This window comes from Mesorhizobium sp. M0058 (genome assembly GCF_040323095.1).
In the GTDB taxonomy this organism is placed as follows: Bacteria; Pseudomonadota; Alphaproteobacteria; order Rhizobiales; family Rhizobiaceae; genus Mesorhizobium.
The window spans coordinates 223,895-244,540 of record NZ_JAMYUQ010000004.1; the positions used below are offsets into that span (position 1 = coordinate 223,895).

A 20,646-nucleotide genomic window follows, 5' to 3' on the forward strand; every position below is an offset into this window, starting at 1 on the left:
GTATATGAAAGCCTTGGGTAACTATTTGGCTTTCGAGCTTTTCCGGGGCGCCTTGGGTGCCTTCGCCGCTGCCGCTTTACTTTTTTGAGCAGGCGCTGGCACTGAGGCCGTGGTCAGCGGCGATGCGAAGGCCGAGCTTTTTCCATCGCCGGATAACCCCTCGCCGCGGGGCGTTTCCAGCACGACAACGCAGCCGTCGAGATCGTTGGTGGCCAGATGCGCATAGCGCATGGTCATCGAAAGCGTCTGGTGGCCGAGCCACATCTGCACGCGGCGGATGTCGATGCCGCCCTGGACCAGACGCGAGGCACAGGTGTGACGCAAGATGTGCGGAACCACCTGGTCGTCGGCGCCGAGACCGACTTCGACCTTGGCATCGTTCCAGATGGCGCGAAACTGTGCCTGGCTGAGTTTGGTGAACGGACCCTTGGGCCGGCGGCCCTCTGACGGGGGCAGTTTGATCACCTCCTTGACCCGCTCGGTCATCGGGATGGTGCGGCTGCGGCCGGATTTGGTGATCCAGAACGAGACGCGATGTTCCTGGATGTCGTTCCAGATCAGTCCGAGCGCTTCGCCAAGGCGGCAACCGCTGTCGACGAGAAAGACCGAGAGACGGTAGGCATCCTCGCTGCGGGTCCTGATGGCGGCGAACAGCCTTGCTTCTTCGTCCCTTTCGAGGAAACGTATCCGTCCCGCCCGCTCCTTCTGGCGGCGGAACTCGGGCAGGCTGTGGATATCCCCCATCTTGTAAGCCTTGCGCAGCAGTTTGCTGAGGGCAGCCATCTTTCGATTGATGGTTGCGTTGCTGTTGCCGCGCTGGCGCAAGGTGCCGATAAGGTTGTCAAGGGTGCTCTGGTCGAAGGCGCTGAACCGTTCTCCGAGGAGAATCTCGTCTATTTCGCCGATGAAGGAGCTGACATTGTACTTATGTCGCCCATCATCCCAGAGTATGTCTCGGTACGCTGAAAAAAGCTCTCCGACCCGGTGCGACTTTACTTCTCTGATCTTGTTGTAGCTGTATTTTATCTTCGCATTTTGAGAAGAGAACATTGAGAAATGTTCGGAGGGGTCGCCCTCTTGTATCGCTTCGATGGTCATAAATTGCCACACCCCCGAGTGGATAGAGTCAGACCTACCCGCTTGGAAGCGTCCTTTCAAGAGATTTAATCACGCAGTTGTGAATTCATCCGCCCATCAGCGGATCCCACGAACTCACCCTACGGACTGTTCAGCTGCCGATTCCCCCTGTTCCTTCTGCTTGCCTTGACCCAGTCACGAAACAAAACAGCCCGGGCGTTGACGCGCCCGGGCTGGTATTCATTTGTCTAAAGCCAACCCTTAGAACGAGCGCTGGAAGCGGAGCATGCCGCCGATGGCGTCGTCGCCATCAGTGATACCGGTCCAGTTGTGGTTCGAGCCAAGGGTATCGACCTCGTCGATCTTGCCTGCATTGACGTAATCGACTTCGGCCGTGACCGTGAAGCCGGGAACCACGTCGTAGGCGATGTTCGCGGCGATGCCGAGGTTCTCACCTTCGTCATACGAGACCTGGGCGTTGAACGAGGTCTTCTCGTTGATGGTGTAGGTGCCACCACCCCAGACTGCCCAGTTGCCGTCCCACTGCTTGTAGAAGCCGCGACCGCCGGCCGGGAACGCATAGAGCGGGTCCGTGTAATTGTCGTCGGTGCCATAGCCGGCCATGATGAAGAGCGACAGGTTCTGCATCGGGGTGATGTCCAAACGAACCTTGCCAGCGACTTCTTCATAGTTGCTGTCGTAAGCGAGCACGCCGGTGATGGCGCCCCAGCCCTGCGTGTACTTCAGGCCGCCGACGACATGCGGAACGTAGCTGTCGATCGTGCCGACGCCGTAGGAACCGACCGTGGAGCCGCCCGCGCCCGAGCCTTCTTCGAGAGAGATCACGGCCGAGAAGCCGTTGCCCGCGTCGAAGTAGTACTGGATGACGTTGGTGTCGAAATCGCCGTAGGGAACGAGCGTATCCTGGATGACGTTGCCGGCGTAGCCGATGAACGTGTTGAAGGCCGATTCGTCCTTACCGACACGGAGGCCACCAAGCTGGATCCAGGCGAAGTTCAGCGAAGCACCGGTGTTGCCGGCAGGATTGACGTCACCAAGCGCGCCCGCATCACGGTTGTTGTTCTGGAAGTTGAAGCGGGTCTCAGTGTAGGTCTTCAAGGTGCCGAGCTCGGTTTCCTGGCCGGTCCAGGTCTTCAGCGAGAAGCGGGCCTTTTTGTAGTAGGTGTCGTTGCTGCCGCCGTCCTCAACGTCGGCGGACGTCGCACCGTCGAACGAACCGACGTCGCCGACGCCGATGTCGTAACGGACATAGCCGCCGATGCGCAGGCAGGTCTCGGTGCCGGGGATGTAGAAGTAGCCCGAGCCGTAAACGTCGCAAATCTTGACGTATTCAGCCGGTTCCGGCTCGGCGACGACGACGGCGTCGGCGGCGCGCGCACCGGAAACTGCGATCAAGGCCGCAGCGGAGCCGAGGAGAAGGCTCTTAATGTTCATTTTCTGACCTCCAGTCAAAAGTTAAAAAACGGGTCTGGGTATTCTTTGCTGAAGGACAGCGTTCCCTGCCCCATCCCCACTACCGAAAAAGATGCGCACCGCGCCGCTCCTTCGAAATCGACATTACCCATGAGGCGGCGGCGTTCAACCACGATCGTACCGGCAAAAGGGCTGTGCGGGTGCTATCCCCCGGCGTTGTTGCACAAATGACACGATTTGGCCTCAGTCAGAAAGCTCTCATTAACTATCGAGGGGCCCGGAAGCCTTGTCCAGCGCGCCGCATTGCGGCAGAATCCGGCGATCGCCGGCCGGAATTGCGGCGCTGCTGCCGACTCGCCGGCCAGGGAGCCGCCGCAGATTCGCCGCATGCAAAAGGCGACGCCGCAGCCGAATCCGGAATTTTCATAGATAATGGCGCCGGCTTGTTGATTGTGCCCGCGCTTTTCTTTATCCAGCGGCGCAACGGAGAGGTGGCCGAGTGGTCGAAGGCGCTCCCCTGCTAAGGGAGTAGAGGTCAAAAGCTTCTCGTGGGTTCGAATCCCATCCTCTCCGCCATCCTGCTTCGCTCTTCGAGCTTCGCAGGACAAGCCCAACCCTCAGCGCGAAGCAATGGCGGAGAGGATGCCCTCCGAAGCCTTGGCGTAGGAGGGCCGGACCGTGTGGTGTGCTACGTGCCGCACAGCGTAGGCCCAGAAAATCCCTTGTAAAATTCGATTGGCAGTCCTGCTTCGCTCTTCGAGCTTCGCAGGACAAGCCCAACCCTCAGCGCGAAGCAGGATGGCGGAGAGGATGCCCTCCGAAGCCTTGGCGTAGGAGAGCAGCTCACGTGGTATGTGTATCTTCTGGAGAGTACGGCTGCGGAAGGCGAACGCTATATCGGCATAACGACAGACCTGAAACGGCGGCTTGTCGAGCACAATGCGGGGAAATCCAGCCATACATCCAAGTTTCTGCCGTGGCGGATCGTCAGCTATATGGCCTTTTCGAACCAGGCCAAGGCAGCTTCATTCGAGCGCTATCTCAAATCCGGTTCAGGGCATGCTTTCGCCAACAAGCCCCTGTGGTGATGGCCGCATCACCTGCCGCAAAGGTCCATCTTTTCAATAAACTTCAACAATAACAATTGGTTACAGCGAAAACGCTTGTCGCCGGCTTCACTATCTTGTTCGATTCTGACTGGAGGTCAGAAAATGAACATTAAGAGCCTTCTCCTCGGCTCCGCTGCGGCCTTGATCGCAGTTTCCGGTGCGCGCGCCGCCGACGCCGTCGTCGTCGCCGAGCCGGAACCGGCTGAATACGTCAAGATCTGCGACGTCTACGGCGCCGGCTACTTCTACATCCCCGGCACCGAAACCTGCCTGCGCATCGGCGGCTATGTCCGCTACGACATCGGCGTGGGCGACGTCGGCTCGTTCGACGGTGCGAGGTCCTTCGACCATAAGGATGGCGACGAGCAGGACACCTTCTACAAGAATGCCCGTTTCACGCTGAAGACCTGGACCGGCCAGGAAACCGAACTCGGCACCTTGAAGACCTACACCGAGACCCGCTTCAACTTCGGCAATCGTAACGGCTACCCGTCGGCAGACGATCCGACCACGGAAGCAGACGAGTTCAACTCCAACCCTGCCGGCAACAAGAACGTTTCGCTGAACTTCGCCTGGATCCAGCTCGGTGGCCTGCGCGTCGGTAAGGACGAATCGGCCTTCGACACGTTCATCGGCTACGCCGGCAACGTCCTCCAGGATACGCTCGTTCCCTACGGCGATTTCGACACCAACGTGGTCCAGTACTACTTCGATGCGGGCAACGGCTTCTCGGCCGTCGTCTCTCTTGAAGAAGGCTCGGGCGTCGTCGGCACGATCGACAGCTACGTTCCGCATGTCGTCGGCGGCGTGAAGTACACGCAGGGCTGGGGCGCCATCACCGGCGTCGTCGCTTATGACAGCAACTATGAAGAAGTCGCCGGCAAGGTTCGCCTAGACATCACCCCGATGCAGAACCTGTCGCTGTTCATCATGGGCGGCTACGGCACCGACGACAACCTGAATGACGACACGACCTTGATTCACAACGGCAACGCGATCAACGCCGGTGGCCGCGGTTTCTACAAGCAGTGGGGCGGCAACTGGGCATTCTGGGGTGGCGGCACCTACACCATAAACGAGAAGACCTCGTTTAATGCCCAGGTCTCGTATGACGAGTGGAAGAACCTCGGCGTCGCCGCGAACATCGCCTACGACGTTGTTCCCGGCTTCACGGTCACGGCCGAAGTCGACTACCTCAACGCAGGCAAGTTCGACGACGCCAACTTCTCCAACTTTACCAATGCCGACAAGAAGAGCAGCATCGGCGGTCTCCTCCGCTTCCAGCGCTCGTTCTAACAGGCAGAACCTGGCTGAAAATCGAACCCGGCGGGCAACCGCCGGGTTTTTCTTGTGAGGCGTCCGGACTGATCGGTCGCCGTGCGGATCTCGAGGGGTTTTCTGGCTCAACCGGCAGATCGGCAAAGGCGCCGCCTTGCGCCTCGCCAGAACTTGCGCCGTCCTATCGGGCACGCTAGCAAGAAGAGCCATTTTCTCGTGAGCTTTTGCCATGCGCCAGCGCCCTGCCCTCACGCCGCTTGTCGGCGCGCTTCCCTCCACGGTGCCGTTTGTCGGACCGGAAGCGCAGGAGCGCGAGCGCGGACGTGCGTTTCGCGCTCGCATCGGCGCCAATGAGAGCAGTTTCGGGCCTTCGCCGCGCGTTATCGAGCGCATGGAGAGCGTCGCGCGTGACCAGTGGATGTATTGCGATCCCGACAATTACGAGCTGAAGCAGGCTGCGGCCGCCCATCTCGGCATCGGCGCCGAAAACGTCGTGGTCGGCGAAGGCATAGACGGGCTGCTTAGCCTGGTGGCGCGCATGTATGTCGCGCCTGGCGACGCGGTGGTCACCTCGCTCGGCGCCTATCCGACGTTCAATTTCCACATTGCCGGCGTCGGCGGCCGGCTGGTCACGGTGCCTTACGAGAACGACAAGGAAAGTCTGGATGGACTGCTCAAGGCAATTATCAAGGAGAAGGCGCCGCTGGTCTATCTCTCCAATCCGGACAATCCGATGGGCAGCTGGTGGGAAGCAGGAGATATCACCCGCTTCGTCGAAGCGTTGCCGGAAACCACCATGCTGGTGCTCGACGAGGCCTATGGCGAATTGGGGCCGGCCTCGGCGCTGCCGCCGATCGATGTCGCGCGGCCCAACGTCATCCGCATGCGCACCTTCTCCAAGGCATACGGGCTGGCCGGCATTCGCTGCGGCTATGCGGTGGCCGAAGCTGAGGTGATCCGCGATTTCGAGAAGATCCGCAACCATTACGGCGTCAGCCGCATGGCGCAGATCGCCGGCGTCGAGGCGCTGGCCGACCAGGACTGGCTGCACAGCGTGGTGGCGCGAGTCGCTGCCGGACGCGCACGTATAGCCGGGATTGCCGAGACGAACGGGCTGAAGCCGCTGCCATCGGCGACCAATTTCGTCACCATCGATTGCGGCAAGGACGGCGCCTTCGCGCTGAAAGTGCTGCAAAATCTTTTGTCGCGCGACGTGTTCATTCGCAAACCGATGGCGCCAGGGCTCGACCGTTGCATAAGGGTCAGCGTCGGCCTCGATCATGAGCTCGACATCTTTGCCGAGGAACTGCCCGGCGCGCTCGCCGCTGCGCGGGGAAATTAGCCCGGCCGATTGCCGTCGCGACACGGCCTGCCAATGCCGCCAAAGGCCAAGACAGAATCAGCCGGGTCCCCGGCTTCCGTCGATCCAACAACAATCCAACCGTTCAAGGCTGTTGCTTTCGTCCGATCCCGCGCCAGTTCTTGAGCATGGGAGATAACGACCGGCAAAAGGCGGTGCAGGCGCGCGTGCATGGTAAGGTGCAAGGCGTCGGCTATCGGATGTGGGCGCGACGCGAAGCGATAGGGCTTGGCCTCGTAGGTTGGGTACGCAATGAACGAGACGGCACGGTGACGGCCTCGATTGCCGGTGCCGATGCTGCGGTTTCCACAATGATCGAACGGCTCCGGCAAGGGCCACGGGGTGCTTCGGTTTCGAAGGTCGAGATCGAAGAATTCGAACTCCTCGACGCGCCCATCGACTTTCGGATCATTGTCTAGACGGAACCACTTTATTGCCGCTTGAATTAATCGAACGTTCGTTTTATTACCAAATACCGGGAGGCGATCATGGCACGCACAACGGGATCCGATGGCGAAAAAACTGAAGCGGCCGTCCGCGAGGCGGCGGTCAGCCTGATCGCCCGCTTCGGCTATGAGGCGACGTCGATGCGACAGCTTGCCGCCGAGGTCGGCGTCCAGGCGGCCGCGCTCTACCGCTATTTTCCGACGAAGGAAGACCTGCTGTTCACGCTGATGCGCGAACATATGGAAGGGCTGATCGAAGCGTGGGACGCCGCACGCCCCGACGCAGCCGATCCGGCAATGCGGCTTGCCGCCTATGTCGAAAACCACATCGCTTTCCACATCGAGCGCCGCCACTCCACCCATGTCTCGAACATGGAATTGCGCAGCCTGTCGCATGACCGGCTGACGCAGATCCTTCGCATGCGCACCGCCTATGAGAAGGAGTTGCGCGCCATCCTGCGCGACGGCGCGGAGGCCGGCGCCTTCAGTGTCGATGACACCGGGCTCACTGCCATGGCCCTGATCCAGATGATGACCGGCGTCATCGTCTGGTTCCGGCCGGGCGAGCGGCTGTCGATGGCTGAAGTCACGGCGAGATATCTTTCAATGACAATGCGCCTGGTTGGCGCGAAGATCGAAATCGGGGAGGAACGGCATGTACACGAACACACTCAGCTTCGGGCATGACGAAGACATCGAGGCGCTGCGCGATCTGGTGCGCCGCTTTGCCCAGGAGAAAATAGCGCCGATTGCTGCCGAGATCGACCGCAGCAATCAATTCCCCACGCATCTGTGGAAAGAGCTCGGCGCGCTCGGCCTTCTCGGCATCACCGCCGATCCCGATTTCGGCGGCAGCGGCATGGGCTATCTCGCCCATGTCATTGCGGTGGAAGAGATTTCGCGCGCCTCGGGCTCGGTCGGCCTTTCCTACGGCGCCCATTCGAACCTCTGCGTCAACCAAATCAACCGCTGGGCGACGCCGGCGCAGAAGGAGAAATTCCTGCCGGCATTGTGCTCGGGCGAAAGGGCAGGTGCGCTGGCCATGTCGGAATCGGGCGCCGGCTCCGACGTCGTCTCGCTCAAGCTGCGCGCCGAAAAGCGCAACGATCGCTATGTGCTCAAAGGCTCGAAAATGTGGATCACCAACGGCCCCGACGCCGAAACGCTGGTGGTCTACGCCAAGACCGATCCGGAGCGGAAATCGCGCGGCATCACCGCCTTCATCGTCGAAAAGACCATGGCCGGCTTCTCGGCATCGCCAAAGCTCGACAAGCTCGGCATGCGCGGCTCCAACACCGGCGAACTGGTGTTCGACAATGTCGAGGTGCCCTATGACAATGTGCTGCATGAGGAGGGCCGCGGCGTCGAGGTGCTGATGTCGGGCCTCGACTACGAGCGCACCGTGCTCGCCGGCGGCCCGCTCGGGCTCATGGCGGCCTGTCTCGACGTGGCGATCCCCTATGTGCATGAGCGCAAGCAGTTCGGCCAGCCGATCGGCGAGTTCCAACTCGTGCAGGGCAAACTTGCCGACATGTATTCGACGATGAACGCCGCGCGCGCTTACGTTTATGCTGTCGCGGCTGCCTGCGATCGCGGCCAGACGACACGCAAGGATGCCGCCGGCTGCGTGCTGTTTGCCGCCGAAAAAGCGACGCTGATGGCGCTCGACGCCATCCAGCTGCTTGGCGGCAACGGCTATACCAACGAGTATCCGACCGGCCGGCTGTTGCGCGACGCCAAGCTCTACGAAATCGGCGCCGGCACCAGCGAGATTCGACGCTGGCTGATCGGGCGCGAGATCATGGCGGAAGGGGTGTGAGCGATTTCAATGCCTGGTTTGCCAAAATACCTTGGAGTATTAGCACGGACTATCGTCGCATTGATCCCATTGTCGGGATTTGCGAATGCCGCCTCTTCAGATATGCCGCAATTTCGAGACGTTGCAGCACTGCGGGTTGAAGTCATTTCCCGCCTGAAGGCTGACAGCCGAGTCAAGCAAGCAATTCCCAACCCCGCCGATCCGGCGCGTCTTGACGTAACCAGGGTCGGTTCTACCGGCAAGGATATTCATCTTCAGGTGGACGTTACGAACCTGCTAGGCCGCATTCGCGACCTGCCGGCGGGAGAGGCGGAAACCGAAATCGAACGTTTTCTAACCACGCTCGTGCTCAGCGATAGCGAAAGCGGCTTCCAGGCCGATCTACTGATTGCCAACATTCGACCGCGCGAACATCTCGACGCTTTCAAAGGCGATGGCACAGAGCCCGACAAAGGACCGGCGTTTGAAACCTTGGCGGGTGACGTCGTGATCCTTTACCAGATCGACAATGAGGACTCGCTCGCCAGCGTCCGGCTTGACGATGTTGGAGACCGCTCACTCGCACAGCTTCGCCAGCTTGCTCTGGAAAACATCAACAAGCAGATTACGAAGGTCAAGCAGGAGCGTATCCTCGACGGGATATCGATCTTCACCGTCGAAGGGGATGAGGCCATCTCACCCGCTCTCCTCCTGACCGAAAAATTCTGGGCCACGCTTGGACCGCAATTCCCCAACGGCGTTTTCATAGCCATTCCAAAACGCGATGCCATCGTCGTTGTAGACAAGCGGCTTCCCAATGCGGTTCAGTTTGCTCGCTCATTTATTGACAAGGTTTTCAAGACCGAACCTGATCTTCTCTCCGAGTACATTTTCGAGCGCCGTGACGGCAAGCTGCAAGTCGTGGCAGAGCAATAGGAACCGATGTGGCCGTACTCCAAACCCAGATCTCGCCCTCCTCCGAAACCTACCTCGCCAATGCCGAGCGCATGCGGGCGCTGGTTGCCGACATTGCGGACAAGGCGGCAACCGTCGAGCGCGGTGGCTCGGAGGAGGCGCGCGAGCGTCATGTTTCGCGCGGGAAACTGTTGCCGCGCGAGCGGCTGGCGCAGTTGCTCGACACCGGCTCGCCTTTCCTCGAGATCGGCCAGTTCGCGGCATGGTCCATTTATGGCGAGGAGATTTCCTCGGCCGGCCTCATCGCCGGCGTCGGCCGTGTCGAAGGCACCGAGGTGATGGTCGTGGTCAACGACGCCACGGTGAAGGGCGGCACCTATTATCCGCTGACGGTGAAGAAGCATTTGCGGGCGCAGGAGATCGCGCTGCAAAACAATCTGCCTTGCGTCTATCTGGTCGACAGCGGCGGCGCCAACCTGCCCAACCAGGACGAGGTGTTTCCCGACCGCGAGCATTTCGGCCGCATCTTCTACAACCAGGCCAACATGTCGGCGGCCGGCATTCCGCAGATCGCCTGCGTCATGGGCTCATGTACTGCGGGCGGCGCCTATGTGCCGGCAATGTCGGACGAGACGATCATGGTGCGCAACCAGGCGACCATTTTTCTCGGCGGCCCGCCGCTGGTGAAGGCGGCTACGGGCGAAGATGTCAGCGCCGAGGAGCTTGGCGGCGCCGACGTGCACACCAGGCTGTCCGGTGTCGCCGACCACTATGCGCTGGACGACGAACATGCGCTGGCCATCTGCCGGCGCATCGTCAAAAACCTCAACCGGCGCAAGACTGTAAGCTTGACCTTACAGAAACCCATGCCGCCGCTTCATGACGCGCAGGAACTCTACGGCATCGTGCCGACGGATCTGCGCCAGCCCTATGATGTGCGCGAGGTGATCGCGCGCGTCGTCGACGGCTCCGAGTTCGACGAGTTCAAGCAGAATTACGGCACCACGCTGGTCACCGGCTTTGCCCATCTTCAGGGCATGCCGGTCGGCATCATCGCCAACAATGGCGTGCTGTTTTCCGAAAGTGCTGTGAAGGGCGCGCATTTCATCGAACTGTGCTGCCAGCGCAAGATCCCGCTGATCTTCCTGCAGAACATCACCGGCTTCATGGTCGGGCGAAAGTACGAGGCCGGCGGCATCGCCAAGGACGGCGCCAAGCTGGTGATGGCGGTTGCCACCGCCAAGGTGCCGAAGGTGACGATGATCATCGGCGGGTCGTTCGGCGCCGGCAATTACGGCATGTGCGGCCGCGCCTACTCGCCGCGCTTCCTGTGGATGTGGCCGAACGCGCGCATTTCGGTGATGGGCGGCGAACAGGCGGCGACCGTGCTGGCGGTGGTCAAGCGCGAGGGCATCGAGCGCAAGGGCGGTGAGTGGAGCGCGGACGAGGAAGCGAAATTCAAGAAGCCGATCCTGATGAAATACGAGCATGAGGGCCACCCGCTCTACTCCTCGGCGCGGCTGTGGGACGACGGCATCATCGATCCGGGGAAAACGCGCGAAGTGCTCGCGCTCAGCCTTTCGGCCGCGCTCAACGCCGACATCGAAGAAACGAAGTTCGGCGTGTTCAGGATGTAGATGAGCAAGTTCGGCGAACGGATACATGTCCACACCGGCGACATCACCAGGCTTGCGGTCGATGCCATCGTCAACGCCGCCAATTCCTCGTTGCTGGGCGGCGGCGGCGTCGACGGCGCCATTCACCGCGCCGCAGGCCCGGAGCTCGAATTCGAATGCCGGATGCTGAACGGCTGCAAGGTCGGCGAAGCAAAGCTTACCAAGGGCTATCACCTGCCGGCACGTTACATCATCCACACGGTCGGACCTGTCTGGCAAGGCGGCGGAAAAGGCGAAGCCGGGCTGCTCGCCTCCTGCTATATCAGGTCGCTCGAAATCGCCGCCGCCAGGGATTGCCGGACCGTGGCATTTCCGGCGATCTCCACCGGCATCTACCGTTATCCGAAAAATGAGGCGACGCAGATTGCCGTTGGCATCGCAGGTACCTTCGTCGGACAGAACTCAACGCCCGAAACAGTTATTTTCTGCTGCTTCGACGAGCCAACAGCTCAACTATACCGACAAGCCGTTGCTGCCATTGAAGGATGCTAGTCTGCATGGATAAGATGGTTCATCCACCTACGCAAAAGAAATTTTCGGTGAGCAGGCTGGCGGCACTGGAGAATAGACGCTATTGTTCATCCCGCATTGGGCAACGGGGATGGGGTAAAGATGAGGCCGAAATATTCGGGAAAAACGACTGCGTCGGTACTTGCAGTCTTGCTTATATTTGCGGTACCCGGCGTTGGCGCCGCGGCATCGCTGGCGGGAAGCAAAGGCGACATCCATTTCTATCCGTATTTGCCGAAAAGCCCGAAAGACCAGTGCACCATGGCTTACAACGCCTATGTGGCCGCCGGCGGCCATTCGGCCTATGCGACCACGCCCTATGCCCGGATCCGTTCGTTGTACATCATCTGCGGCTCGGGCTTGAATGCACCGTCACAGAAGGCTGCCGAAGAACGGGCGATGAAATCCTGCGAGTCCGCCCGCAGCCATTACAAGGTCATTACAGGTGCGGGCTGCGAAGTTGCGGCATCGAAGTAGGCCGACAAGCATCGGCTTGGGCATTTTTCAAATGGGCGGCGCAAGATGAAATCGACACGCATCAAACGAATTACTGTATCGATGCTTGCCGGCCTGCTCGTATTTACGGCACCCGGTATCGGGGCGGCTGGATCGCTGGCGGGCAGCAAGGGAGACACCCGATTCTGGCCTCCGTTGTCACTGAATCCAAAGGAGCCCTGCACGAAGTCGTACAACGCCTATGTCGCGGCGAGTGGCCACTCGGCCTACGCGACCACATTCTACTCCCGCGTCGACGATCTTTACATCATCTGCGGTGCGCGGCTGAACGCGCCATCTCAGAAGGCCGCGGAAGAGTTGGCGTTGCGAAGCTGTCAGGTTGGCCTGAAAAAGTGGAAGGTTCAGACCGCGAGCGGCGGCTGCAAAATCGCGGCTTCGAAATAGGCTCATTCCTGCTAGACCGGCGCCGCCCGAGACAAACCCGGGAGGCTCCATGTTCGCCAAGATCCTGATCGCCAATCGCGGCGAGATCGCCTGCCGGGTGATACGCACGGCCAGGAAGATTGGAGTGCGCACCGTTGCCGTCTATTCCGACGCGGACGCCAAGGCCCTGCATGTCGAAATGGCCGACGAGGCGGTGCATATCGGCGCTTCGCCCGTCGGTGAAAGCTATCTGCGCGGCGACAGGATTGTTGCGGCGGCGCTGGCGACCGGCGCGCAAGCAATCCACCCCGGCTACGGTTTTCTCTCGGAAAACCCTGATTTCGTCGACCAGGTGACAGCAGCAGGGCTCACATTCATCGGCCCGTCGGCCGCCTCGATCCGCGCCATGGGGCTGAAGGACGCGGCCAAGCGGCTGATGGAAAAGGCCGGCGTGCCGGTGGTGCCGGGCTATCATGGCGAGGCGCAGGAGATCGTGCTGCTGGCGTCCAAGGCGCGTGAGATCGGCTATCCCGTTCTGATCAAGGCGCGCGCCGGCGGTGGCGGCAAGGGCATGCGCCGGGTCGAACATCCCGACGATTTCTCCGAGGCGCTGTCGGGCGCACGGCGCGAGGCCAAGGCCGCGTTCGGCGACGACCGCGTGCTGGTCGAAAAATATGTCGACAAGCCGCGCCACATCGAGGTCCAGGTATTCGGCGACAATTTTGGCAATGCCGTGCATCTCTACGAGCGCGACTGCTCGGCGCAGCGCCGCCACCAGAAGGTGATCGAGGAAGCGCCGGCGCCCGGCATGACGCCGGCGCTGCGCGAGGCGATGACGGAAGCGGCGGTCAAGGCCGCCAAGGCGATCAGCTATTCCGGCGCCGGCACCATCGAATTCATCGTCGATGCCTCGCAAGGGCTGAAGGCCGACCGCTTCTGGTTCATGGAAATGAACACCCGCCTGCAGGTCGAGCATCCCGTCACCGAAATGGTCACCGGCACCGACCTGGTCGAGTGGCAGTTGCGGGTAGCCGCCGGCGAAAAGCTGCCGAAGACGCAGAGCGAAATCACGCTTTCCGGCCACGCCTTCGAGGCGCGCATCTATGCCGAGGACGCGGCGAAAGGGTTTCTGCCGGCGACCGGCACGCTGCATCACCTGGCGTTTCCCGACAACGCGCCCGAAGGCGCCAGCATGCGCATCGAGACCGGCGTGCGGGCCGGCGATGCCATCTCGCCCTTCTACGATCCGATGATCGCCAAGCTGGTCGTCCACGCCAAGGACAGGCAGGCGGCACTCGATGCGCTCGGCACTGCGTTGTCGCAGACCGAGATTGCCGGCTCGACCGTCAACACCGCCTTTCTCGCGGCACTTGCCGCGGACGCCGATTTTTCGGCCGGTGATGTCGATACCGGCCTGATCGGCAGGCATCAGGAAGCGCTGACCGCGGTCGCCCTGCCGCGCAGCGAGATCGTTGCCGCGGCGGCCCTTGCCGCGGCGGGCGCCGGTGCCTTGCCGCCGTCGAACGATCCGTGGTCGTCGCTTGCCGGCTATGCGCATTTCCACAGCGTTGCGCGCCGCACGCGCCTGCGCCATGGCGAGGACGATATACTGGCGCGTGTTTCAGTGCGGCCGGACGGGCGCTTCGAGGTGGCGCTGGACGCGCCCTATGACAGCGTCAATTCGCATGATCTTCGCGCCGCCCTTCGCCTTGCCCGCTGGCCAGGCCACGTCACCGTGTTCGAAGGCGCGGTCGGCTACAGTTTCCTCGTCCCGGATCCGCTGGCGCGAACCGACGAGGCGGCCGCCGCTTCGGGCAGCCTGCGCGCGCCGATGCCGGGCCTGGTCAAGCTGGTGCGCGCGGCAAAGGGCGAAAGGGTGATCAAGGGCCAGCCGCTACTGATCCTGGAAGCGATGAAGATGGAGCACACGATCGCGGCCAGCCATGACGGCGTGATCGCCGAGATCGCCACCGAGGGCGCGCAGGTCACCGACGGAACGGTGCTGGTGCGCTTCGTTGAAGAGGCTGCATAGCCGGCTGGAGGCTTGAATGAAAAATGGCCGGGACAAGCCCGGCCATTGCCATGAGTACGCGGCCGCTTACTGCGCGATCGGTGCGTATTTGCCGTCGTGCCACTGGTTGATGTCGTAGCTGGCGTTCTTCAGATCGCCCTTCTCGTCGAAGGTCACGTCGCCGACCACGGTGCTGAACGGCGTGCCGTTCTTCAGCGCTTCGGCTACCTTGACCGGATCGTCCGTTCCGGCGCGCTTGACGCCCTCTGCAAACGCCTGAACGACGGCGTAGGAGAACAGCGTAAAGCCTTCCGGCACGAAGCCGCCCGCCTTGATCTTGGCGATGGCCTCCTTGGCTTCCGGCTTGGCCTGCGGGTCCGACGGGAAGACGAACAGGGTGCCTTCACCGGCGGGGCCGGCGACCTGCCAGAATTCCGGCGAGGCGATCGAGTCCGGCATGATCAGCTGGAACTTGACGCTCTGCTCGGCCGACTGACGCAGGATAAGCCCGGCTTCCGGGTGATAGCCGCCGAAATAGACAACGTCGGCCTTGAGGTCCTTCAGCTTGGTGACGAGAGCCGAATAATCCTTCTCGCCGGCATTGATGCCTTCATAGTCGATCTCCTTGAGGCCACCGGCATTCATCGTCGCCTTCACGGCATCGGCAACGCCCTGACCGTAGGCGCTCTTGTCATGCAGGATAACGACATTCTTGCCGGCATATTTCTTGGCGATCCACGGGCCGATGAAGGCGCCCTGCGCGTCGTCACGCGTATAGAGACGCATGATCGTCGGCCAGCCGGCCTTGGCGGCGGCATCGGTCAGCTCGGGATTTGAAGAGGCCGGGCTCATCATCAGCGCGCCGGCCTCGGCGTAGACGGCGGAAGCCGGGATGCTCGAACCTGAACAGGCATGGCCGTCAATAAACTTGACGCTGTTGGCAACGATCCGGTTGGCCACCGAAACCGCCTGCTTGGGATCGCACTGGTCGTCCTCGATGTCGAGCTTGATCATCGAGCCGTTGACACCGCCGGCGGCGTTGATCGCATCGGCGGCTGCCGTTGCGCCCTGCTTGAACTGATCGCCGATCGTGGCGAGCTGTCCGGTCATCGGGCCGACCACCGAAATGGTGATGTCATCGGCAAAGGCAACCGGCGCGCTCATCATCAGGCCAAATACGGCCGCGCTCAAAATACCCGTTTTTTTCATGGTGATAGAACTCCTCCCACACTCGCGCAGCCGCTCTGGCCGCGCTTCTTTCCGAAGGCGGGACAATTTCATCCTTCATTGGGCCTGTCTAGGCGCATCGGCGCCGCTCGATTGGGCCTCATCAACGCAAAAAGCCACGCCAGCCTGTTCCGGCCGGTCGTGGCTTTTTGCTCGTAGCAGTCCCCATGCGCCCCCGCGCCACGAAAACCTGCCCGCCGTCCCCATTGTGCACGACTGGACCGTGCCCGCCTGCCGCGTTCTTGTTCTTTCATGGTCGGCCGTCTTGTCGCGGCCTTGTCGTTTCACCGGTTCCGACCGTCTTTGCGGTCTTGATCCCGGGGCTTCCCTGTTTTCGATAATCTGCCTGCGATAATCTGCTCGCGATCTCAGTGCATCGTCATCCATTCGCGGGCTTCGCGCAGCGCCTTGGCGATCTCGACCTTGGACATTGCGGCCGACAGTTCCGAGCGCAGTTCCGCGGCGCGGACCGAGCCCTTGATGGCGGCGATGTTGAACCATTTGTGGGCGGCAACGACATCGGTCTCGCAATCGCGGCCGGTCGCATACATCATGCCCAGTTCGAAAAGAATGTCGGCCTGGGCAGTTGCCCCCATGGCGCCGAAGCCGGCTTCAAGCATTTCAAAACGTGCCATTTTAGTCCCCTGTCTGGCTCCCGAGAGCGGGCCTCTTCTGTCCCCCGGTGTTCCCTGGGGAGCCGCTCTTTCGATGCTTCCGAGAATGAGGCCGAGCCTTGAATCCGTCGTTAAATGGCGTGCTTAATTTGGAGAAAACAAAGCTAAAACAAGAGGTAAACGCGGAAATTCGTTAAGGATACAAAGTCAGCAATCCCGCCGTTTTTCGATCGATTTGACGAAAATTTGCAAGGCGCCGATCAACACTCTGCTAACCACGCAAACCAAAGCCAACGCCTCGATCGTTTCATTTTCACGGGCTGCGCTCTCCCGACCCCGCATGAAAATGCGAAACCTTCCGTCGCGGCACGCTTTTGTTTTGCCGGGAGCTGGATTAGCTTACGTTTGCGTAAGCGGCAGAGAGGCGGCTGCCCCATCTAAACCAGGGAGGACAGATATGTTTCGCAAAGTGAGCTTGGCCCTGGCGGCCGCCGTGATGATGGCTGGTGCGGCTTGGGCCGATCCGATCGAAGGCAATTGGAAGACACAAGCCGGCGACACAGCAGTAATCGGCGGCAGCGGTTCATTCTCCATCACGCTGAAGACCGGCAAATATGCCGGGAAGACCATCGGTTCGCTCAAGGCGGCCGGGGGCAACAAATATGCCGGCAACATCACCGATCCGGCAAACGACAAGACCTATTCGGGCAAGGCAACACTGTCGGGCACCTCGCTCAAGATGAGCGGCTGCGTGCTCGGCGGGCTGATCTGCAAGAGCCAGACCTGGCACAAGCTCTGATCTTGCTGCTTTGAGTTGACCAACGGGGCCTTCACAGGCCCCGTTTTCTTTTGCAGGACGGTCCGCGCCATAGCGACGACCGTGCCGTTTGCGGCGGCGCAAACCCGAACCGATGCTCTCCCTAAAACATCGTCAATCACTTTGAACCGCAGATGAACGTCGGCATCAGCGCCGGTTCAGTCGCATCAGGGCATTTTGATGGCGTGTTCAAGGAGACACTCCGCAAATGCTCGCTCGCCGCTTCACCATCGTCTGCCTGTTGATGAGCCTGTTCGGGATGCTCTTCGCCATCCTCGTGGCCGAATCCGGCCGTCCGGCCCGTTCCTGGGATGCAGCCAGTTCCTGCCAATTCGATTGCATGAACCATTTTCGCCCCTGAGACGACAAAGACATAGATCCAAACAGAAAAGCAAAAGCCATGAACCGCATCGCCATCAACGCCCTCCAGACCCTTCGGCTCCTGCCGCGGGCGGCGCTCGTCCTGGTCGTGCTGTCGGCGCCGGTCCTGGCCATGCCAATGATGCGGGCCAATGCCGACACGACGATCGACGCGCCGGCGACGAAGAAGCATGGCGTCGGCTTTGTCTTGCTGGTCAGTCTGCAGCGCGGGTAAGGTGTGCCGGTATTAAGGTGATGCCGGCCTGCAAGTGGCGGCCTTGGTGCTCACATGCTTCGAGTACGCTCCGCTCCGGTTCTCGAAGCCAACCAGTTTGGTCGCTTCGCGCCCGTCCTCGACTCCGGCTCAGCCTTACCTGAATCTCAGCACACCTTGGGCGTGGACGAATAAATCGACCACTTGGCGGCCACCCTCCCCTCCCAAGTGCGGCCTCAAGTCTCTATATTGAGCCATGGAAAAGCGAATCTACCCACAAGCTATCGAATCGGTCGTCCTGCCGGAGCCTTTCGGCAAGCAGAGCTTCGACGACGCCAAAAAGGCCGTGGCCGCCTTGCAGGTGCTCTACGACCGCAACACCAAGTTTCTGCGCGACTCCTTTGCCACGCTTGCCGCCGGCGGCGACGAAAGCAAGCGCTACCGCGCCTTCTACCCGGAGATCGGCGTCACCACCAATTCGTTCACCCAGATCGACTCGCGCCAGGCCTACGGCCACATGCCGACCCCCGGGCATTTCTCGACCACCATCACCCAGCCGGTGCTGTTCGAACGCTATCTCGTAGAGCAGCTTCGCCTGATCATGCGCAATCACGGCGTGCCGGTAACGGTTTCGGAATCGACCACGCCGATCCCGCTGCATTTCGCGTTCCTTGAAGGAACCCATGTCGATGGCGCCGCCGCCGACCGCATCAAACGGCCGATCCGCGACCTGTTCGACGTGCCGGATCTCGACGGCACCGACGACCAGATCGCCAACGGCACCTTCGAGGTCGCGTTCGGCGAACCAAGGCCGCTGGCGCCGTTCACGGCGCAGCGCATCGACTATTCGCTGCACCGCATGACGCACTACACGGCGACCAGCCCGCAGCATTTCCAGAACTTCGTGCTGTTCACCAACTACCAGTTCTACATCGACGAGTTCGTCGCCCGCGCGCGGGCCCAGATGGCTGAAGGCGGCCACGGCTATACCGAATTCGTCGAACCGGGCAATGTCATCACCAAGGCAGGGCAAAACGCGCCCAGCGAAGGCGTGGCGGCGCCGCGCCTGCCTCAGATGCCAGCCTATCATCTGAAGAAGCCGAACCATGGCGGCATCACCATGGTCAACATCGGCGTCGGCCCGTCCAACGCCAAGACGATCACCGACCATGTCGCGGTGCTGCGGCCACATGCATGGCTGATGCTCGGCCATTGCGCCGGCCTGCGCAACACTCAGGCGCTGGGCGACTATGTGCTGGCGCATGCCTATGTCCGGGAAGACCATGTGCTGGACGATGACCTGCCGGTGTGGGTGCCGATACCGCCGCTGGCCGAGATCCAGGTGGCGCTGCAGGAGGCGGTCGCCGAAGTCACCGGACTTTCCGGCTACGATCTCAAGCGCATCATGCGCACCGGCACCGTCGCCACCATCGACAACCGCAACTGGGAACTGCGCGACCAGCGCGGACCGGTGCAGCGGCTGTCGCAGTCGCGCGCCATCGCGCTCGATATGGAATCGGCCACGATCGCCGCCAATGGCTTCCGCTTCCGCGTGCCCTACGGCACGCTGCTTTGCGTCTCCGACAAGCCGCTGCATGGCGAGTTGAAGCTGCCCGGCATGGCGACCGAATTCTACAAGCGGCAAGTGGCGCAGCATCTGACCATCGGCATCAAGGCGATGGAGAAGCTGGCGGAAATGCCGATGGAACGGTTGCATTCGCGCAAGCTGAGAAGCTTTTCGGAGACGGCCTTTCAGTAGACGGCTTGCCGTAAATGTTTGCCGCGAGGCGTTTCGTCATCTTGATTGGGCCGCATTTCAGCCGATAAAGGCCTGATACCTCGGCAATGTATTACCCGGTCTATGGGCAAAACCCGGTCTGATGGCACGCGTGCGAAAGATGATGGCTTCAATGGCGTTCCTGGCAATGCTCGGCCTCTCGGCCGCGCTTGTAGCCGGGTTCTTTGGCGCACTGCATCCGGCCTTCGATTCCTTCGCCCATTTCCGCATCCATTTTGCCGTGCTGATGGGGCTGATTGCGCTGCCGCTGCTCGCCACCTCGTTTCGCCTGCAGGCGGGCGTGGGCCTGCTGCTGGCCGTGGCCGCCTTCGCCAGCACGTTGAGCACCTTGCCGCGCCTGTGGCCGGTGCAGGCCGCCAATGACGCCGCGCCCGGCAACGAACCGGTCTACCGGCTGCTGCAGATGAACCTGCGTTTCAACAATCCGACACCCAAGAAGGTTCTTTCGCTGATCGCCAGGACCAACCCAGACGTGATCACGCTCGACGAAGTATCGGCCATGTGGGCGACCGAACTCGGCTATATCCAGAACGCCTATCCCTATCGCATCCTGTGCGCCCATCCCGACGGCGTGTGGGGCGTGGCGCTTTTGTCCCGGCGACCTTTTGCGGCCGGCACCGAGCCGCATTGCGAACCGCGCGGCGCGATGGCGGCCGCCACCGTCGATTTCGGCGGCACTCCGGTCGATGTCGCGGCGATCCATTTGAGCTGGCCGTGGCCGAAGGAACAATACTGGCAGATCGGCGAGTTGACCGAGACGCTCACCTCGCTCGGCGAGACGGCGATCATGGCCGGCGACTGCAATGCCGTGCCGTGGAGCGCCGCGGTACGGCGCGTTGCCTCGCTCGGCGGACTGACCGTGATGCCGTCGGCCGGACCGACCTGGATCCACCGGACCCTGCCCGATTTCCTGCGGCGCTATGTGGGCCTGCCGATCGACCAGGTGTTTTCGAAGGGCGGGGTGACCATCCTGTCGTCGACGCAGATGGAAGAGACCGGCTCCGACCATCTGCCGGTGATGGTGGAATTTTCATTGATGCGCGACGAGACCAAGCCGGTCGACGAGGATTCTACCGCGACTGTGTCGCTGATCCAGCCCAGCATGGGCGGCTAGATCGTACGC

General features: G+C 61.4%; 21 protein-coding genes and 1 tRNA gene. 18 read left to right on the forward strand and 4 right to left on the reverse strand.

Annotation, left to right across the window (positions count from 1 at the left end; all coding sequences use genetic code 11):
* Positions 1-21: 21 nt before the first annotated feature.
* Positions 22-1,098 carry a tyrosine-type recombinase/integrase gene (locus NKJ75_RS08610; RefSeq protein ID WP_023835283.1) on the reverse strand — a complete coding sequence of 359 codons (1,077 nt, stop codon included), beginning with the start codon at positions 1,096-1,098 and terminating at the stop codon, positions 22-24.
* A 240-nt stretch (positions 1,099-1,338) separates the two neighbouring features.
* Positions 1,339-2,532: a porin gene (locus NKJ75_RS08615; RefSeq protein ID WP_352499559.1), complete on the reverse strand. Its 1,194-nt coding sequence runs from the start codon at positions 2,530-2,532 to the stop codon at positions 1,339-1,341.
* 464 nt (positions 2,533-2,996) lie between these two features.
* Here NKJ75_RS08615 and NKJ75_RS08620 point away from each other — a divergent pair.
* From NKJ75_RS08620 to NKJ75_RS08680, 13 genes are all read left to right on the forward strand, one after another.
* A tRNA-Ser gene (locus tag NKJ75_RS08620) sits at positions 2,997-3,087 on the forward strand.
* A gap of 278 nt (positions 3,088-3,365) precedes the next feature.
* On the forward strand, positions 3,366-3,599 hold the full coding sequence (locus NKJ75_RS08625) for a GIY-YIG nuclease family protein (RefSeq protein ID WP_023834418.1): 234 nt from the start codon (positions 3,366-3,368) through the stop codon (positions 3,597-3,599).
* A gap of 123 nt (positions 3,600-3,722) precedes the next feature.
* On the forward strand, positions 3,723-4,916 hold the full coding sequence (locus tag NKJ75_RS08630) for a porin (RefSeq protein WP_352499560.1): 1,194 nt from the start codon (positions 3,723-3,725) through the stop codon (positions 4,914-4,916).
* A gap of 211 nt (positions 4,917-5,127) precedes the next feature.
* Positions 5,128-6,240, forward strand: a complete 1,113-nt coding sequence (locus NKJ75_RS08635; protein WP_023834421.1) for a pyridoxal phosphate-dependent aminotransferase — start codon at positions 5,128-5,130, stop codon at positions 6,238-6,240.
* Between the two features lie 146 nt (positions 6,241-6,386).
* Positions 6,387-6,677, forward strand: coding sequence for an acylphosphatase (locus tag NKJ75_RS08640; RefSeq protein WP_023709796.1), 291 nt, complete (start codon positions 6,387-6,389; stop codon positions 6,675-6,677).
* Positions 6,678-6,746: 69 nt separating this feature from the next.
* Positions 6,747-7,391: a TetR/AcrR family transcriptional regulator gene (locus tag NKJ75_RS08645; protein WP_352499561.1), complete on the forward strand. Its 645-nt coding sequence runs from the start codon at positions 6,747-6,749 to the stop codon at positions 7,389-7,391.
* A complete protein-coding gene (locus tag NKJ75_RS08650; RefSeq protein ID WP_023805711.1) occupies positions 7,360-8,523 on the forward strand; it encodes an isovaleryl-CoA dehydrogenase in 1,164 nt (387 codons plus the stop codon). Before NKJ75_RS08645 ends, NKJ75_RS08650 begins: the two co-directional genes overlap by 32 nt.
* 9 nt (positions 8,524-8,532) lie before the next feature.
* Positions 8,533-9,438, forward strand: a complete 906-nt coding sequence (locus NKJ75_RS08655) for a hypothetical protein (RefSeq protein WP_155922473.1) — start codon at positions 8,533-8,535, stop codon at positions 9,436-9,438.
* An 8-nt stretch (positions 9,439-9,446) separates the two neighbouring features.
* The gene (locus NKJ75_RS08660; RefSeq protein ID WP_352499562.1) at positions 9,447-11,054 is read left to right on the forward strand and encodes a carboxyl transferase domain-containing protein; all 1,608 of its coding nucleotides are present in this window, start codon (positions 9,447-9,449) and stop codon (positions 11,052-11,054) included.
* Positions 11,055-11,585, forward strand: coding sequence for an O-acetyl-ADP-ribose deacetylase (locus NKJ75_RS08665; RefSeq protein WP_023670208.1), 531 nt, complete (start codon positions 11,055-11,057; stop codon positions 11,583-11,585).
* A gap of 120 nt (positions 11,586-11,705) precedes the next feature.
* A complete protein-coding gene (locus tag NKJ75_RS08670) occupies positions 11,706-12,080 on the forward strand; it encodes a hypothetical protein (protein WP_023670207.1) in 375 nt (124 codons plus the stop codon).
* A 45-nt stretch (positions 12,081-12,125) separates the two neighbouring features.
* Entirely contained in the window at positions 12,126-12,503 is a 378-nt protein-coding gene (locus tag NKJ75_RS08675; protein ID WP_023684512.1) for a hypothetical protein, read from the forward strand.
* A 49-nt stretch (positions 12,504-12,552) separates the two neighbouring features.
* Positions 12,553-14,514: an acetyl/propionyl/methylcrotonyl-CoA carboxylase subunit alpha gene (locus NKJ75_RS08680; RefSeq protein WP_352499563.1), complete on the forward strand. Its 1,962-nt coding sequence runs from the start codon at positions 12,553-12,555 to the stop codon at positions 14,512-14,514.
* A gap of 66 nt (positions 14,515-14,580) precedes the next feature.
* Here NKJ75_RS08680 and NKJ75_RS08685 read toward each other — a convergent pair whose 3' ends face one another.
* Entirely contained in the window at positions 14,581-15,702 is a 1,122-nt protein-coding gene (locus NKJ75_RS08685) for an ABC transporter substrate-binding protein (protein ID WP_023687260.1), read from the reverse strand.
* A 386-nt stretch (positions 15,703-16,088) separates the two neighbouring features.
* Complete coding sequence (locus NKJ75_RS08690) at positions 16,089-16,355, reverse strand: SEL1-like repeat protein (RefSeq protein WP_006199745.1); 267 nt, start codon at positions 16,353-16,355, stop codon at positions 16,089-16,091.
* A gap of 436 nt (positions 16,356-16,791) precedes the next feature.
* Here NKJ75_RS08690 and NKJ75_RS08695 point away from each other — a divergent pair, with 436 nt between their 5' ends.
* From NKJ75_RS08695 to NKJ75_RS08715, 5 genes are all read left to right on the forward strand, one after another.
* The gene (locus NKJ75_RS08695) at positions 16,792-17,133 is read left to right on the forward strand and encodes a DUF2147 domain-containing protein (RefSeq protein ID WP_023731827.1); all 342 of its coding nucleotides are present in this window, start codon (positions 16,792-16,794) and stop codon (positions 17,131-17,133) included.
* 226 nt (positions 17,134-17,359) lie between these two features.
* Complete coding sequence (locus tag NKJ75_RS08700; RefSeq protein WP_023670201.1) at positions 17,360-17,512, forward strand: hypothetical protein; 153 nt, start codon at positions 17,360-17,362, stop codon at positions 17,510-17,512.
* A gap of 39 nt (positions 17,513-17,551) precedes the next feature.
* A complete protein-coding gene (locus NKJ75_RS08705) occupies positions 17,552-17,746 on the forward strand; it encodes a hypothetical protein (RefSeq protein ID WP_023670200.1) in 195 nt (64 codons plus the stop codon).
* Between the two features lie 235 nt (positions 17,747-17,981).
* Positions 17,982-19,484 carry an AMP nucleosidase gene (locus NKJ75_RS08710; protein ID WP_352499564.1) on the forward strand — a complete coding sequence of 501 codons (1,503 nt, stop codon included), beginning with the start codon at positions 17,982-17,984 and terminating at the stop codon, positions 19,482-19,484.
* Positions 19,485-19,623: 139 nt separating this feature from the next.
* Complete coding sequence (locus NKJ75_RS08715) at positions 19,624-20,637, forward strand: endonuclease/exonuclease/phosphatase family protein (RefSeq protein ID WP_502899905.1); 1,014 nt, start codon at positions 19,624-19,626, stop codon at positions 20,635-20,637.
* Positions 20,638-20,646 lie beyond the last annotated feature (9 nt).